Origin of the sequence: Streptomyces sp. NBC_00029, from assembly GCF_045160505.1 — a bacterium.
Classification (GTDB): domain Bacteria; phylum Actinomycetota; class Actinomycetes; order Streptomycetales; family Streptomycetaceae; genus Streptomyces.
Genome location: NZ_CP108292.1, coordinates 1,514,390 through 1,527,728 on the forward strand (window position 1 = coordinate 1,514,390; position 13,339 = coordinate 1,527,728).

21 protein-coding genes are annotated in these 13,339 nt (G+C 68.0%); 6 read left to right on the forward strand and 15 right to left on the reverse strand.

All coding sequences use genetic code 11. From position 1 onward, the window contains the following. The first annotated feature begins 382 nt into the window (after nt 1-382). Nucleotides 383-1,033 carry a TetR/AcrR family transcriptional regulator gene (locus tag OG753_RS07525; protein WP_405787777.1) on the forward strand — a complete coding sequence of 217 codons (651 nt, stop codon included), beginning with the start codon at nt 383-385 and terminating at the stop codon, nt 1,031-1,033. A gap of 94 nt (nt 1,034-1,127) precedes the next feature. On the opposite strand, the gene OG753_RS07530 is transcribed toward OG753_RS07525, so the two are convergent. The 8 genes from OG753_RS07530 to OG753_RS07565 all read right to left on the reverse strand — a co-directional run bounded on the left by OG753_RS07530 (nt 1,128) and on the right by OG753_RS07565 (nt 4,887). Then, nucleotides 1,128-1,532, reverse strand: a complete 405-nt coding sequence (locus tag OG753_RS07530) for a gas vesicle protein K (protein ID WP_327261016.1) — start codon at nt 1,530-1,532, stop codon at nt 1,128-1,130. Beyond that, nucleotides 1,522-1,743, reverse strand: a complete 222-nt coding sequence (locus OG753_RS07535) for a gas vesicle protein (RefSeq protein WP_405787779.1) — start codon at nt 1,741-1,743, stop codon at nt 1,522-1,524. The genes OG753_RS07530 and OG753_RS07535 overlap by 11 nt, the downstream gene beginning before the upstream one ends. Next, complete coding sequence (locus OG753_RS07540) at nt 1,740-2,582, reverse strand: GvpL/GvpF family gas vesicle protein (RefSeq protein WP_405787781.1); 843 nt, start codon at nt 2,580-2,582, stop codon at nt 1,740-1,742. The genes OG753_RS07535 and OG753_RS07540 overlap by 4 nt, the downstream gene beginning before the upstream one ends. Beyond that, the gene (gene gvpJ, locus OG753_RS07545) at nt 2,579-2,947 is read right to left on the reverse strand and encodes a gas vesicle protein (protein WP_266486068.1); all 369 of its coding nucleotides are present in this window, start codon (nt 2,945-2,947) and stop codon (nt 2,579-2,581) included. Before gvpJ ends, OG753_RS07540 begins: the two co-directional genes overlap by 4 nt. Before the next feature lie 72 nt (nt 2,948-3,019). Further along, entirely contained in the window at nt 3,020-3,268 is a 249-nt protein-coding gene (locus OG753_RS07550) for a gas vesicle protein GvpG (protein WP_383201044.1), read from the reverse strand. 27 nt (nt 3,269-3,295) lie between these two features. Beyond that, a complete protein-coding gene (locus tag OG753_RS07555) occupies nt 3,296-4,015 on the reverse strand; it encodes a GvpL/GvpF family gas vesicle protein (protein WP_327261020.1) in 720 nt (239 codons plus the stop codon). 3 nt (nt 4,016-4,018) lie between these two features. After that, nucleotides 4,019-4,483: a gas vesicle structural protein GvpA gene (locus tag OG753_RS07560; protein WP_327261021.1), complete on the reverse strand. Its 465-nt coding sequence runs from the start codon at nt 4,481-4,483 to the stop codon at nt 4,019-4,021. A gap of 29 nt (nt 4,484-4,512) precedes the next feature. Next, entirely contained in the window at nt 4,513-4,887 is a 375-nt protein-coding gene (locus tag OG753_RS07565; RefSeq protein ID WP_405787782.1) for a gas vesicle protein, read from the reverse strand. A 200-nt stretch (nt 4,888-5,087) separates the two neighbouring features. Between OG753_RS07565 and OG753_RS07570 the strand changes: the two genes are divergently transcribed. Both OG753_RS07570 and OG753_RS07575 read left to right on the forward strand, forming a co-directional pair. Beyond that, nucleotides 5,088-6,215, forward strand: coding sequence for a histone protein (locus OG753_RS07570; protein ID WP_327261023.1), 1,128 nt, complete (start codon nt 5,088-5,090; stop codon nt 6,213-6,215). 3 nt (nt 6,216-6,218) lie between these two features. Beyond that, nucleotides 6,219-7,313 carry an SRPBCC family protein gene (locus tag OG753_RS07575; RefSeq protein WP_405787783.1) on the forward strand — a complete coding sequence of 365 codons (1,095 nt, stop codon included), beginning with the start codon at nt 6,219-6,221 and terminating at the stop codon, nt 7,311-7,313. 107 nt (nt 7,314-7,420) lie between these two features. On the opposite strand, the gene OG753_RS07580 is transcribed toward OG753_RS07575, so the two are convergent. From OG753_RS07580 to OG753_RS07605, 6 genes are all read right to left on the reverse strand, one after another. Further along, nucleotides 7,421-7,594: a CsbD family protein gene (locus tag OG753_RS07580; protein WP_327261025.1), complete on the reverse strand. Its 174-nt coding sequence runs from the start codon at nt 7,592-7,594 to the stop codon at nt 7,421-7,423. Nucleotides 7,595-7,809: 215 nt separating this feature from the next. Then, a complete protein-coding gene (locus OG753_RS07585) occupies nt 7,810-8,412 on the reverse strand; it encodes an alkaline shock response membrane anchor protein AmaP (protein ID WP_405787784.1) in 603 nt (200 codons plus the stop codon). A 47-nt stretch (nt 8,413-8,459) separates the two neighbouring features. Then, nucleotides 8,460-9,107, reverse strand: coding sequence for a DUF6286 domain-containing protein (locus OG753_RS07590; protein WP_327261027.1), 648 nt, complete (start codon nt 9,105-9,107; stop codon nt 8,460-8,462). A gap of 35 nt (nt 9,108-9,142) precedes the next feature. Then, nucleotides 9,143-9,493, reverse strand: coding sequence for an Asp23/Gls24 family envelope stress response protein (locus OG753_RS07595; protein WP_327261028.1), 351 nt, complete (start codon nt 9,491-9,493; stop codon nt 9,143-9,145). Nucleotides 9,494-9,543: 50 nt separating this feature from the next. Next, nucleotides 9,544-9,723, reverse strand: coding sequence for a hypothetical protein (locus OG753_RS07600; protein ID WP_327261029.1), 180 nt, complete (start codon nt 9,721-9,723; stop codon nt 9,544-9,546). A gap of 63 nt (nt 9,724-9,786) precedes the next feature. After that, on the reverse strand, nt 9,787-10,266 hold the full coding sequence (locus OG753_RS07605) for an Asp23/Gls24 family envelope stress response protein (protein ID WP_327261030.1): 480 nt from the start codon (nt 10,264-10,266) through the stop codon (nt 9,787-9,789). 164 nt (nt 10,267-10,430) lie between these two features. On the opposite strand from OG753_RS07605, the gene OG753_RS07610 reads away from it, so the two are divergent. The 3 genes from OG753_RS07610 to OG753_RS07620 are packed head-to-tail and all read left to right on the forward strand — an operon-like array spanning nt 10,431 to nt 12,096. Continuing rightward, nucleotides 10,431-11,075 carry an RNA polymerase sigma factor gene (locus tag OG753_RS07610; RefSeq protein WP_405787785.1) on the forward strand — a complete coding sequence of 215 codons (645 nt, stop codon included), beginning with the start codon at nt 10,431-10,433 and terminating at the stop codon, nt 11,073-11,075. Further along, nucleotides 11,066-11,737 (forward strand): hypothetical protein, encoded by a 672-nt coding sequence (locus tag OG753_RS07615; protein ID WP_327261032.1) that lies wholly within the window; start codon nt 11,066-11,068, stop codon nt 11,735-11,737. Before OG753_RS07610 ends, OG753_RS07615 begins: the two co-directional genes overlap by 10 nt. Next, nucleotides 11,734-12,096 (forward strand): hypothetical protein, encoded by a 363-nt coding sequence (locus OG753_RS07620; protein ID WP_327261033.1) that lies wholly within the window; start codon nt 11,734-11,736, stop codon nt 12,094-12,096. Before OG753_RS07615 ends, OG753_RS07620 begins: the two co-directional genes overlap by 4 nt. A 654-nt stretch (nt 12,097-12,750) precedes the next feature. On the opposite strand, the gene OG753_RS07625 is transcribed toward OG753_RS07620, so the two are convergent. Then, entirely contained in the window at nt 12,751-13,014 is a 264-nt protein-coding gene (locus OG753_RS07625; protein WP_327261034.1) for a GlsB/YeaQ/YmgE family stress response membrane protein, read from the reverse strand. Nucleotides 13,015-13,339 lie beyond the last annotated feature (325 nt).

Below are 13,339 nucleotides of genomic sequence, written 5' to 3' on the forward strand. Positions count from 1 at the left end.
GTCTCTGCCGTCGCCGATCCCTGGGGGCTGAATCGCCGAAATGCCGAGGTCGGCCGCATTCAGGGTGGCCGCTCCTCCCCGTCGGCGTGCATGGGGGGGTGGCCAAACCAGCTTCCCACGTTCTGGGCACACTGCCGTGATCCGTCGACCGTCGGCTCCCGTATCCGGAATCTCAAGGAAAAGGTGAAGGACAGGCTCAAGCGCTGAATCCCGTGCGGGGAAAGCCCGCCCGTCCGGCTCGTGCGCGCCCGCTCGGACCGTTGGTGTTCGACGGGACGAGTCCCCCAGGAGCGGGGCTGTTCCTTAGCCGGATGCATCGTGGCCGGAAAACACAGCGATCCCTCGCGAGCGATAGGGTGTAACTCGCGAGGAGGAGGCTGTCATGGGTGAAGCAGCTTCAACGACCACCCCCCGTGAGCGGTACCGGCAGCAGGTTCGTTCAGAGATCAAAGAACGGGCCTGGGAGCAGATCACTGCCGCCGGAACGTCCGCGCTCTCCCTCAACGGGATCGCCAGACTTATGGGCCTGAGCGGCACAGGACTCTACCGATATTTCACGAGCCGCGACGAATTGCTCACAGAATTGGTTCATGACGCCTACCAGAGCCTGGTGGGGACACTCAGGACAGCGGCTGCCCAGGGAAAAGGGAATCTTGCCGGCCTGGGGCAGGCCCTGCGTATATGGGCGCTCGATGACCCACAGCGGTATTTCCTCGTCTACGGACCTCCGGTACCGGGCTACCGCGCCCCCGCTGACGTCGCCGCATTGACGGCGGAGATCATGGACATACTCACCGATGCCTGTGCCGCTGAACCCGACGCGCCCGCGAGTACGCCCGAGAGCCCACTGGCGGATGGCCCTGCGCAGTCGGTAGGGCAGGCCGAGACGGCGTCGGCTCAGCGCCTGGCAATCTCCTTCCGGACCCGGCTGCACGGGGTGCTCTCCCTGGAACTCGGCGGTCACTTCGCCGGAATGGAATGCGACCCCGCCCTGCTGTACCAGGCCGAGCTGGACCTGCTCGTGTCCCACTGAGCACGAGGCCGCCCGAAGCCCGCCCGTTCAGCTCGGGTGCCGAGGAATACTCCTGGGGCCGCCGCGCGTGCAGGTGGTTGGGGGCATCAGGGCATCAGCCGCGGGGCGGTAGGAGGGGCCCCAGGGGGCCCAGGTCGATGTTGAGGTCCTCCAGGGCGTAGCCATGTTCTTCGCAAAGGTCGGCGAGGCTGTCATGGAGGGCGAGGAGGGTGGCGCCGAGTTCTTCTTCCTGCTCGTCGGTGAGATCGCCGGCATCGACGCGGCGCAGCGCTTGGCGTTCGATGAGCTGGCGCAGCAGCTCGATGATGGTGAGGACGAGCTTCAGGAGGTCTTCCCCGACGGCGTCCGGGTCGGTTGTCAGGCGGTGGGCGGGGTGGGCGGGTTTGTCGTGGGGGGCGGGGGGCGCCTGGATGAGCCGGAAGGCCTGGGACAGGCTGTCGCCGAGGTCTTGGACTCGTCCGGGCCGGGGGTGTGGGGACGGGGGGTGTTCACCGCTCATTGCGTCCGTCCTCCTCTGCCCCGGCGGGGGCGATCTCGGAGCTGACGGAGACAATCAGGGCGCGCAGGGAGATACGGACGAGGTCGATGTCGGCGATGGACAGGACGATGTCGCCGGTGAGGACGACTCCGCCGCTCAGGAGCCGGTCGAGGAGGTCGACGAGGGCGACCTGGCGGCCGGGCAGGGGCTCGCCGTGTCCGCTGACGGTCATGGTGACGGCTCGGGGGCGTCGGTCGGGCCGGGGGCTGTCATGGCGAAGGAGTAGGGAGCCCAGGGGCCGGTGACCTCGATGCGCAGGTCGGGAAAGCGCTGGGCGGCGTCGGCGATGGCAGCCTGGAACTGCCCTGCCTGGTCGTCGGGGATGAGATAGGCGTCGTTGAACACGTTCTCCTGAGGACCGGTGAGTTCGCCGCGCTGGGGTGCATGCCGTACACGCTGGGTGGCATGGCGGGATGCGATGGCCTCGATGGTCTCGGCAGCCTGCTCTGCCTGCTGATAGACGGCGTCCCGGGAGTGACGCTGGGCCCTGCGGGCTTGCAGATAGGCCTTGCCCGGGCCGGCGGCCGGTGCGGGGGCTTCAGGAGGGGGCTGTGTGGCCTCGGGCGTGAGGTAGATCTTCACCCCGTACTCGGTGTGGGCGCGCAGCTGGTCGAGACGCCGGCTGAAGACGTCCTGTTGGGCGGACAGCGCCTGCCGGGCCCGGTGGTCGTCCTGGTAGACGGTGGCCATGCGCAGGGGCAGGACGGGGGCCCTGGCGGCGACGGCCTGGACGACATCGTGATGAGTGCGCGCGACGTACTCGAGCCAGTCCAGGTCCTCGAAGTGGCTCTTGAGGGCGGTCTCGTCGAAGTCCTGTTCGGGTACGTCGCTGGCCACGAAGGCGAGCGACGCGAGCGAGGTACTGGGAGCGGGATCGGTGGTGTCGGCGGTGAGCGGAAGAAGCCTGAGCGGCGCCTGGCCGATGCCGTGCAGGCCGGCAAGGGCGTCGCCCAGCGGGCCTGTCCGGTGGGTGACTGCGTAGACGTACGTGAGGCTGCCGGGGGTGTTCACGGAGGACTCTTCCGTCGTCGCCCGGCCGGTCGGCCACCCGGTTCCTCGCCCGGGACCTCTTCTTCGTCGTACGCGCCGGGTTCGAGTCGGCCACGGAGGGCGTCGAGTTCGGCGCGCAGGCGGCGGTTCTCCTGTTCCAGCGGGCTACCCGTGTGCCGGGACGACAAGGAGGGGTCGTGCTCCCACCAGTCGATCCCCATCTCCTTGGCCTTGTCCACGGAAGCGATCAGGATGCGGAGTTTGATGGTCAGCAGCTCGATGTCGAGGAGGTTGATGCGGATGTCGCCGGCGATGACGATCCCCTTGTCCAGGACCCGCTCGAGGATGTCGGCGAGGCTGGAGGTGGAGGACTGCCCGTATGGCATCGGCGCGCGGGAGGCGAAGCTTCCGGGTCGGCCGGGCAGGGGTTCGGTCACGGTGGCCCCTCATTCTTCGACTCAGGGAAGCTGCTGCCGGAACGCTGCGATCTCTTCCAGCCGGTCGATCAGCTCGTCCTCCTGGCGGTCGAAGGTCTCCTGATCGATCTCTCCTCGCAGCAGCTGCTGCTCCAGCTCCGCCAGCCCGCGCCAGATCGGAGCGGGGTCGTAGTACTCCTCTTCCGCTTGGTCGACCACGCGCTGGGCGACCCAGGTGACAGCGCGTACCGGTGCGACGGGGAGCGTCAGCAGGTAGGTGAGGAGTCCCATAGCGTTCCCCTTCCGTGGGTGTAGTGGTCACTGGACGAAGCTGTACGGGGGAAGCGGTCCGGAAAACCGCAGGTCGATGTCGCTGCCGATCTCCCGCGCCAGGTTTGCTTCCGCGGTACGCAGAGCCTCCTTGTGCTCGTCGTGCACGAGGAGGGAGAGGTTGAGGAAGTCGCTCCCCGAGGGCGGGTGGGCCAGGTATTCGCGGGAGAAGGGGACGAGCGCCTCGGTCAGGCCGGCCGCCAGGGCCTCCTGCCGTACCTGTACCTCGCGGGCGACTGTTTCGCCCAGGGCGAGCGGCAAGCTCGGGTCCCGGTCTCCGCCGCGGATCCGGTCGTTGAGGTCGCTCGCCTCGGGCACATCCTGGAGGATCTGCTGCAGCAGTGGTGCCTCATCGGCCTGTGAGGCCCTGACGTGGTATTCGGCGCACCCCTCCAGGCGCCCCAGCGCACCGAGGTAGTTCTCCGCGTTGGACTCGAGGGCCTGACGGACCGCATCGTCGTCGGTGGCGATGTAGCCGAACTGCAGCGGCAGGATCACCCCGTCGGCCATCAGCAGCTCCTGCACCTGTTGGTGGGCGTTCAGGTCGCGGCGTTTGGGCCGGATCTCCTCGGCGATGTCGCTGACCACCGCGCACAGGGGGCCGGCCGTGACCGTGCGCAGCGGGGAGGGATCGGAGCCGACGCCGCTGACGCCGTCCAGGCGGTGGGGGTGGTCCTTCGCGGCGATCGAGTACACGTAGAGCGGCATCGGTTACTCCTTCTCCCGCCGTACGGGGCGCCGGGCGGCAGGGCGGCGTCTCTTGGGTACCTCTTCCTCCGCCTCTTCCTCTTCTTCCGGCTCCCTGGACTTGGAGGACTTACCGGTCAGGGAATCGGTGACGGCATCGACGGCTCCGCCGATGGCTCCCTTGGTCTTCCCGCGGGCCCCTCCTTCCATCATGTTCCCCATGACCTCGGGAAGCTGGGCGGGGGCCTTGCGGCCTGCTTCGAGGTCGAGGCGGTTGCAGGCCTCGGCAAAGCGGAGGTAGGTGTCGACGCTGGCCACGACGATCCGCGCGTCAATCTTGATGAGTTCGATGCCCACCAGGGAGACGCGGACGAAGACGTCGATGACCAGCCCGCGGTCGAGGATGAGTTCCAGGACGTCGTAGAGGCTGCTCGTGCCGCCTCCTTGCCCTCGGGCGACGGGGCCACCGCCCTGCGGCACCATGGTCATGGCGCCTCCTTCCGCCGGTCGGCCTGCGCTCAGGTCGGCCGGTCGATCATGCCGCGGGTGTAGCGGCGGGTGCGTTCGTACGAGATCAACTCACCGTCCTCGTCCAGCGCAACCCGATAGCTGGCCATCACGCTGGTGGTGTCCGGGATGCGTTCCAGCTCCACCACTTCCACCTGCGCCTCCCAGCCGTCCTCGGTCGGCTTGAGCGAGGAGACGGAATCCGGATGCCGGCCCAGCAGTTCAGCGAGCTGCTGCGCTGCGGCACGCATAGCCGCCGCTGCGCCCGTCTTTCCGGAACGGCGCCGGGGCGCTGTGCGCCTGGGCCTTTCCCTGTCCTGCCCTTCGCCGTCGCCGGCGGCGTGCGAAGAGGCCCGCCGGGGGCGTGCAGGTTCCGCTGCGGCCATATGGCCCTCCCTTGGGGAGACGGCCTCACAGAAACTAGAATGTCACCAAATCCAGGTATAAGCCTCACATCGGGGCAGAAGCCTTTTCGGGGACGGCCTCAGGCCATACCACCTTCTCGTCGCCGGGCAGCGCGTACGTTGCGATCCACTGCCCCCGGGCGACACCAACAAGACCGAAAGCGCCCTGGCAGGGGATGATCATGGAGGACACCACCAAGATCGCGCTCGCAGCCGCTGTGGCTGGCGGATACATACTCGGCCGCACGAAGAAGGGCCGCCTGGCCTTCACCGTGGCGACCTATCTCGCCGGTCGTCGCTTCGGGCTCGAACCCGGACAGCTGCTCAAGGAAGGCGCCTCCCGGCTCAAGGAGATGCCACAGTTCGAAGAACTTGCCGAGCAGCTGCGCGGAGAAGCCCTCGACGCCGGCAAGCAAGCGCTGGCTGTCGCGGCCAACCGAAAGCTCGCCGACCTCGCCGGCGTACTGCACGATCGCACCCTCGAGCTCACCCGCAGCGGTCGTGACGAGGAGGAGGAAGAGGAGGAGGGCGAGGAACCCTACGAGGACGAGGAGGCCGAGGACTACGCGGGAGAGGACGAGGAGGCCTACGCCGAGCCCGAGGACGAGGTCGAAGAAGACGAAGAGGAGGAAGACGAGGAAGAGGGCGAGCAGGGACCGGAGGCGGAGGCCGAAGAGGAGGAGGAACCCGAGGAAGAGGAGGAACCCGAGGAGGAAGAACCGGAGGAGGAACCCGAGGAGGAGGAACCCGAGGAGGAAGAGCCGGAGGAGGAAGAGCCGGAGGAGGAAGCAGAAGAGGAGGAGCCTCCCCCGCGACCGCGCCGGACTCGCACCTCGACTCGCGCACGCAGTGGCAAGACCGCGGCACCCGCCCGAAGGACCGCGCGACGCCCCACCCCGGCGAAGAAGTCAGCACCCGCGAAGAAGGCCGCACCCGCGAAGAAGGCGGCACCCGAGAAGAAGGCCGCACCCGCAAAGAGGACGCCCGCGAAGAAGGCAGCGCCCTCCAGGGAGGCCGCACCCGCGAAGAAGGCCGCGGCGAAGAAGTCCTCCCCCGCCAAGAAGACGCCAGCGAAGAAGACCACTGGCGCCCGGCCGGCAAAGAAGGCGGCGCCCGCCAAGAAGAGCGCCCCGCGCAGGGCGGCTGCGAAGAAGACCAGCGCCCCGCCGCGCAAGCGGAGCACAGCCCAGAGCCCGGCACGCAAGAGCGCTGCCACCAAGGCCACCGCCAAGAAGACCACAGGCCGCAGCCCGGCACGCAAGACGGCCGCCAAGAAGACGGCGGCGCGCAAGCCGTCCACGCGGAGGTAGGCCATGGCAACCTCAGACCGCACAGGCTCGTCGGAGTCCCTCTCCGGGATGGACAAGCTGCTGAAGGAACTCACGGGATACCTCGGTGCCCAGGCCGGCCAGCTGGCCGACAAGGCGACCGACAAGCTCTCCGACGTCACCGGCCAGCTCCACGACGTCGCTGACAACAACGGCAGCCTCTCGGACGTCGCCGGCATCGGTAGCCGGATCTTGCAGGGCGACTCCCCCCTGAAAGCGTTCGCCGGCCAGAAATTCGGCAATCTGAAGGACAAAGTCACCGAGGCGTTCGGCGGCGGCAAGGGGAAGGGCCGCAAGAGCGGCGGCGGCAAGCTGATGAACATCGTCGAGGTGCTCGACGTCGGCCTGCCGCTGCGTACGGTCTATGACCACTGGACGCAGTACGAGGATTTCAGCGGGTTCGCCAAAGGCGTCCGTGATGTCTCCCGCGGGGACGATGTCACGAGCGACTGGAAGGTCAAGGTCGGCCCCTCCACCCGCAGCTGGAAGGCCACCGTCCAGGAGCAGATCCCCGACGACCGCATCGTGTGGACCTCCGCGGGCGCCAAGGGCACCACTCGTGGGTGCGTCACCTTCCACGAGCTCGCTCCCTCTTTGACCCGCATTGTCATCGTCGTCGAGTACTACCCTTCCGGACTGTTTGAGAAGACCGGCAACCTGTGGCGGGCCCAGGGCCGCCGCCTGCGTCTGGACCTGAAGAACTTCCTGCGCCACGTCATGCTCACCAACGACGAGCCGGAAGGCTGGCGCGGTGAGATCCGCGACGGCGAGGTCGTCAAGACACACGAAGAAGCCCTCGAAGAAGAAGAAGAAGAAGAAGCCGAAGAGCCGGAGGAAGGCGAGTACGAGGACGGCGGCTCCGAGGACGACGAGGAGGAGTACCCGGACGGCCAGGAGCAGGGCGAAGAAGAGGACGCGGGCGAGGACGCTCAGTACAGCGACGAGGAACTCGAAGAGGAAGAAGAGGAACCTGAGGAGGAAGAAGAGGAACCTGACGAGGAACCTGACGAGGAACCTGAGGAGGAGGAAGAGGAGGAGCCAGCTCCGCCTCGCCGACGCCGGCACCGGCAGCCCGCGTGAAGCCGTCCCCTTGAAGCAACAGCGATTGACGCACGTGAGGGCCGGCGGGAGATCTCCCGCCGGCCCTCATCCCCGTATCACCTCGCGTACCAGCTCACCTCGGCGTGTCAGTGCTTCAGTGCGTCTTTGGCCTTCTGGGCTGCCTGCTTCGCGTCACCCATCATCTGCTCCCGTTGCCCCTTGGCCTCCAGGCTCTCGTTCCCCACTGCCTTGCCCGTGGTTTCCTTCACCTTGCCCTTGGTCGTCTTGGCAACGTTCTTGGCCTTCTTACCTGCGCCCATTTCTCTCACCTCCCGGCCGCTCGCGCTTGGCAGTACAAGCCTGCTCAGCTCCTACCCCCCGCGAGAACAGATAGGCATTTCGTGGTATCCGGGACAAAAGGGGGACGATGCGGCGGCTGCACGGCCCGGCCAGGTGCCCGCCGGTTCCTCTGATGTCCGGTGACAGCCCAACGCACTCCGCTGTCAGCTCGCGCTCTCGACCGCGGGCAGGGCCCCTATTCGGCACGGTGGGGTTTGTGCGGGGTCAACCGCAGGTGCGCCTTTGCAGGCAGGGTCCGGCCCGTGGACCGGCGGGCACGTTCCAGCGGCCCGTCGCGCAGCGCCTGCATGACGGGGCCGGGCTCAGCGTCGGGCGTGAGGGTGATGGCGATATGGGCTTCGGGATGACTCGACGAGCCGTCCATCCGTGCGCGGGCCTGGTGAACACCGGGCAGGTGCTGGGTGTCGGCGGCCAGAGCGTCGCCGAGGGCGCCCTCGCTCAGTTCCACTCCGTCCACGGCGTGGGCTCCTCCCACGGACAGGGCGCCGGGGTGAGTGCGGCGCAGCTGCGCCAGCAGCCACCACACGGCGAGCAGGGTGACGATGGCCAAGGCGGCGATGGCTACGGGCCACCACCATCCTTCGTCTGTCCAGCGGGTGCGGTCGGCGTCGGCGAGCAGGATGTCGTCGGGAGTGGTCAGGGGCCACCCGTCGGGTGGTGTCAGTGACCCGCGTCGGTACAGGTCGAAGCCGCCCGCAAGGATCATGAGGCCTACGCCGAGCAGGACAATGCCTGCCAGGGCCAGCAGAACTCGGTTGACTGCGGATTTTCTCTTCATCGGATCCCCTTCTGCCTTCCGCTCGGCGGCGGACAGCCCAGGCGTGACTACTTGCGACGCGGGCGCACCCGGACGTCGAGCGACGGAGGGCGTGCGAGGGCGAGTCGGTCGAGGGCCTCCTGCAGAGCGGCCAGAAGATCGGCCTTGACGTCGGCGGGGGCGCGGAATCGCACATCCGCGCGCGCCTTGACACGGTGCTGGAAGATCCGGACCTTGGCAGCGCTGACCCCGGGGACGCGCATCGCGGCGTCCCGCAGCTTCAGTTCCGCGGCCTCGCGGTCCAGTACGGCGCGCATCTCCGCGTCGGGAGTCTCAAGGGGCAGCTGGTGGCGAAGTCCCGGGCTCAGGGCCAGGATGATCAGCCAGAGGCCGATAACGGCGATGACGGCGGCCCCGATCTGCAGCGCTGGGTCATCCAGCGGGCGGGCAGCCAGTTCGTCGGCCAGGCGTATGCGCCAGCCTGCGGCAACCTGGCCTGCACGGACCCTGATGACGTCGAACAGGAGGGTTCCCGCCGCGACCGCGATGATCAGGGCTGTGAGCGCCGCGGGTATGCGGCGCGAGGACCAGGGGCGCCGAGCAGCCGAGCGTGGTCCGGCCGGAGGCCGCTCGTCCAGCAGCCCCACCGTGCGGGGGGTGGCCTCGTCCGTCGCGGTGGGCTCCTTCTCGGCCAGGGGGTCTTGCTCGCGTTCCATGCCGGCTCTCCTTCCCGGTGGGAATGCGGTCCGGTTCACTGCACGCGGCGGCGCTCCAGGCCGTCGGCGGGAATCAGGTGCTCGATGGCAAGGGTGACTTCCGTGACGCGCATACCGGTCAAGTGAGCCACCCGCTCACTGACGTATTCCTGTACCCGCAGGGAGACGCCGGCGAGGTCCACCGGGTAGGGCAGGTCCAGAGTCAGCCCCAGCCGGGCCGTGCCGCTGCCGACGGTGACCGTGGCGCGCGGACCGGCCAGTTTCGCCTGAGCGCCCGAGGTGTCCGTCTCCGTGGCCAGTGCCTCTTTCGCGGCGCGGGCCGCGATGCGGGCGACCACCTTGTCCGGGATCACCGTGGCCCCGCGTTCGGCCGCCGGCAGCGCCATCCGCGTGGGAGGTGCTGCACCACCCTGCGGCGCAGCCTCAGGTTGCGGGGTCACTGCCGGTTCCGGGAACGCGTGAAGTCGGACAGGTCCAGGTCACCTTGCAAAATGCGGCCGATGATCAGACCCACCAGGCCCAGGAACGCCACGAGCAGGAACGCCCAGAAGCCGCCGAAGAATGCGGCGAAGCCCAGGGCCATGCCGGCAATCAGCCCCACGGTTGCTGCGCTCATTTCACTCACCTGAATTTCACATCGGTTGTTTCGCGGCCCGCTGAGTCCGGGGGCTGCGAGGAGTCACTGCACACGTCCCTCGCCTACGTCCTCGTCCTCCTCGTCGGGCAGGTGGACGTCGTCGACGGCGATGTTCACCTCGACGACCTCAAGGCCAGTCATGCGTTCGACAGCGGTGATGACGCTGGTGCGTACTTCTGCGGCGATGTCCACGATGGCTACGCCGTACTCCACGACCACGTCGAGATCGACGGCGGCCTGCCGTTCGCCCACCTCGACCTTCACGCCGCGGCTCACGCTGGGACGGCCGCCGGGGACCTTGTCGGTGACCGCCCCGAGCGTGCGGGCCATGCCGGAGCCGAGGCTGTGGATGCCCGGCACCTCGCGGGTGGCCATTCCCGCGATCTTCTCGACCACGCTGTCCGCGATGGTCGTCCGGCCCCGCGACTCGGGCGCGGTTCCGGCGCCGGTGGGGCCCGTGAGGGTCCTGCCCGCAGGACGGGATTCGCCTCCGCCTGAGGTGGGGTTGATGGTGTCCGACATGAGGACCTCCCCGGGGTGGATGTCCGGGCGCCGTTGCGGCGCCCTCATGCTTAGGACACCTCGCGTGGACATTCCTCACGCGGCTCGCACGGGGCGGCCCGCCTACCATCGAGAAGTAGGTACCCAGGCCGCAACGAGCGTCTTCGGCAGGAAGCGAGCGGCGGATGCGCAACCGGACCGCCCCCTCCCCCCAGCGTGGCGCAAAGCGCCCCCCACGATCGGCAGCGCTGCCGATCGCAGGCGTCACCGCCGAGCAGGACGCTGTCGGCGCACTGGACGACAGCGTGCTGGCCATACGAGCATCGGAAGGTGACGAAGACGCCTTCGCCGTGCTGGTCCGTCGGCACAGCAGCCGCCTGCTCGCCCTCGCCCAGCATCTGCTCGGCAACCGGGCGGACGCAGAGGACGCGGTCCAAGACGCCTTCATCAGCGCTTGGCGGCGGCTGCCGGAATTCCGGCACAGCGCCTCGTTCAGCACCTGGATGTATCGCATCGTGACGAACCGCTGCCTCAACGCTCTGCGCCGCCGGCCCCATCCGTTGCCCCTGGACACCGTCCCCGAACCCGCTGCCGCGGATGCGAACAGCTCACCACCCAAGGTGGCCGAGACGGACGCGGCGACGGCAGCCCTGACCCAAGCGCTCCTGGCACTGGGCCCCGAGCTCCGGGTGTGCTGGGTGCTGCGGGAACTGCACGGCCTGCACTACGAAGAGATCGCCCACGTGGTGGGCAGCAGTGAACAAACAGTGCGCGGCAGACTCTTTCGCGCACGACGCGCTCTGATGGAGGCGATGCGCCCATGGCGCTAGACGACCCGCACCCGACCTCCGGCGACGAGCCCGCAGGCGCGAGGGCCGAAGCGCCGCTGCATTCCAACGCGGAACTGCTGGCGGGTGCGGAACTCCTGCCCTGCGGACGCCCCCTCGGCCGTGCCTGGCAACAGGCCCGCAGCGCGGCCGGCACCTCGGACCCGCACAGCAGCCGCTGTCCCCACTGCCGGGAGGCCATCGAAGGGCTGACAGCCCTGGACCGGGCAACTCGTGCTCTGCGCGCCGAGGAACAACCCGACGGTCACAGCCTCACCACCCGGGTCATCAACGCAGTCCGCAGCGAGGTACGGCTCGGCACCATGCTGCTGCTCGACGACCCCGATCACGACCTGCGCATCGCCGAGAGCGCGGCCGCAAGAGTGCTGCGCCGGGCCGCCGACACCGTCCCCGGCATCCGTGCCGCCAGCTGCCGCGTGAACGCGGCGAAGGACGACCACGCCGTCCATGTCGTCGTCATTACGGTGGCAGCCACACTCGACCAGCCGCTGCGAGTGCGAGCCGAGGCAGTACGCCAAGCCGTCCTCCACGCGGCCGAACACGTCCTCGGCCTTGCCGTCACCACCGTCGACGTGGAAGTCAGCGCAGCACTGGGACACCCCCGCGTACCTGGTGACGAGCAGTCCGAACTGAGTGAACTATGAACGTCTCCCGCTACGAGAACATCCACCGAGCGGCAGCCCGGGCCGCCCTCGACGTTCCCGGCGTAGTCGCCCTCCAGCCCGCGCTCGCCGACCGGCTGGCAGTCGCGGCCTCCCGCGTGTACGAAGCCGTGGCCGCAGGTACCACCGGGCGCCAGCAGGCGGCAGGCGTCCACTGCGAACTCACCCCGGTCGGGGCTTGGCACGTGGAGGTGCGCTGCATCCTGGACAAGGACCACCGCGTCGTCGACGTCGCCCGACGGGTCCGCGAAAGCGTGCGGGCGGCCGTCACCTCCTGCCTGGCCCAGCACGGCGGGGCGGCGCCCGTCACCGTCGTGGTCACCGTCACCCGCACCGTGTAGCCCGCCGGACATGCCATCCGGTGGGTTTCGCCTACGCACGCTGCGGGTCGACGGCCTGGCCGCTTTGGCCCTGCGGTCGCCGGCACCCTGTTCGGCCCGGCCCGCGCGCACCTATGGATATATCTCGACGTTTTCGGCAATGTGAAGTGTTCTCGTTGTTTGAAACCGGGTAGGTGGCACACATGGACTTAAAGATGACTCTCCCATTGATTCGAAATGATCCTGCCGACGAAGAGAGCACCGGACCGTAGCTGCGGGAGGCAAGCGTGAAGTTCACCCCGGGGCGGCACGGACATAAATGGAGACGGCGTTGGGCACTTGTTCGATGGATGCGACGACCTCTCGTGGGGCGGATCCTCCTGCGACTGACAGCATGGGGTGTGCGAATGACGGTGTGGGCCGCTCGGCGGGCGCTGCGCCGCAAGGTGAAGCGCGTCCTGCACGGGTTACCGACGCCCGTGACGCCCTCGGGCGTGGATGCCGACTTCGATTGCGGCAGCGCGCTGGCAGCAACCCCTCACAGCGCGGACCTCACCCGCGGTCCGTACCGAGGTCAGCCGTGCGTGCGGGGCAACGAAGGAAACGGCTTCTCCCGCTCGCGCAGGGAAGCCGTTTCGCATATCAAAGGGACCAGCGTCCGGTTGCCGTTTCCTGCTAGTGCCTAGCACGCTTGAAGAGGCGGAAGACGCCGAGGAGGATGAGGGAGCCGACGATGGCGGCGACCCACGTCGAGATCTCGAAGAAGCCGTCGATGGAGTCAACTCCGAAAATCACCTTACCGAGCCATCCACCGAGCAGGCCGCCCGCAATGCCTATCAATATGGTGATGATTATACCGCCGGGGTCCTTCCCGGGCATCAGCATTTTGGCGATGATGCCCGCGAACAGCCCGATGAGAATCCAAGCAATTATGCCCATGATTCCTTCCTGTCTCATCCAATGACCAAGGATCCGACGCCGTCAACTCAGCACGTCCTTGCCCTTCTCCTTGACGCGCCGGGCATTGCCCCGGGCTTCCAGAGCGGCGCCTTTGGCGGCCAGTGTCTCCTTGCCCATGGCGTGGGCCGCTTTCTTCACAGCCCTTCCCGCAACTCGTTCCATCTCAGCCTTTGCTTTCTCACCAGCGCCCATATCGTCCCCTTAAACGTCTTACGCTATGCATATGTCCGCACCCACGGCTCCCAAACGATTCACGCGAACCCGTTCTCGACGGCCTCTCTGAAGTCAGCACGAGGTCAGCAAG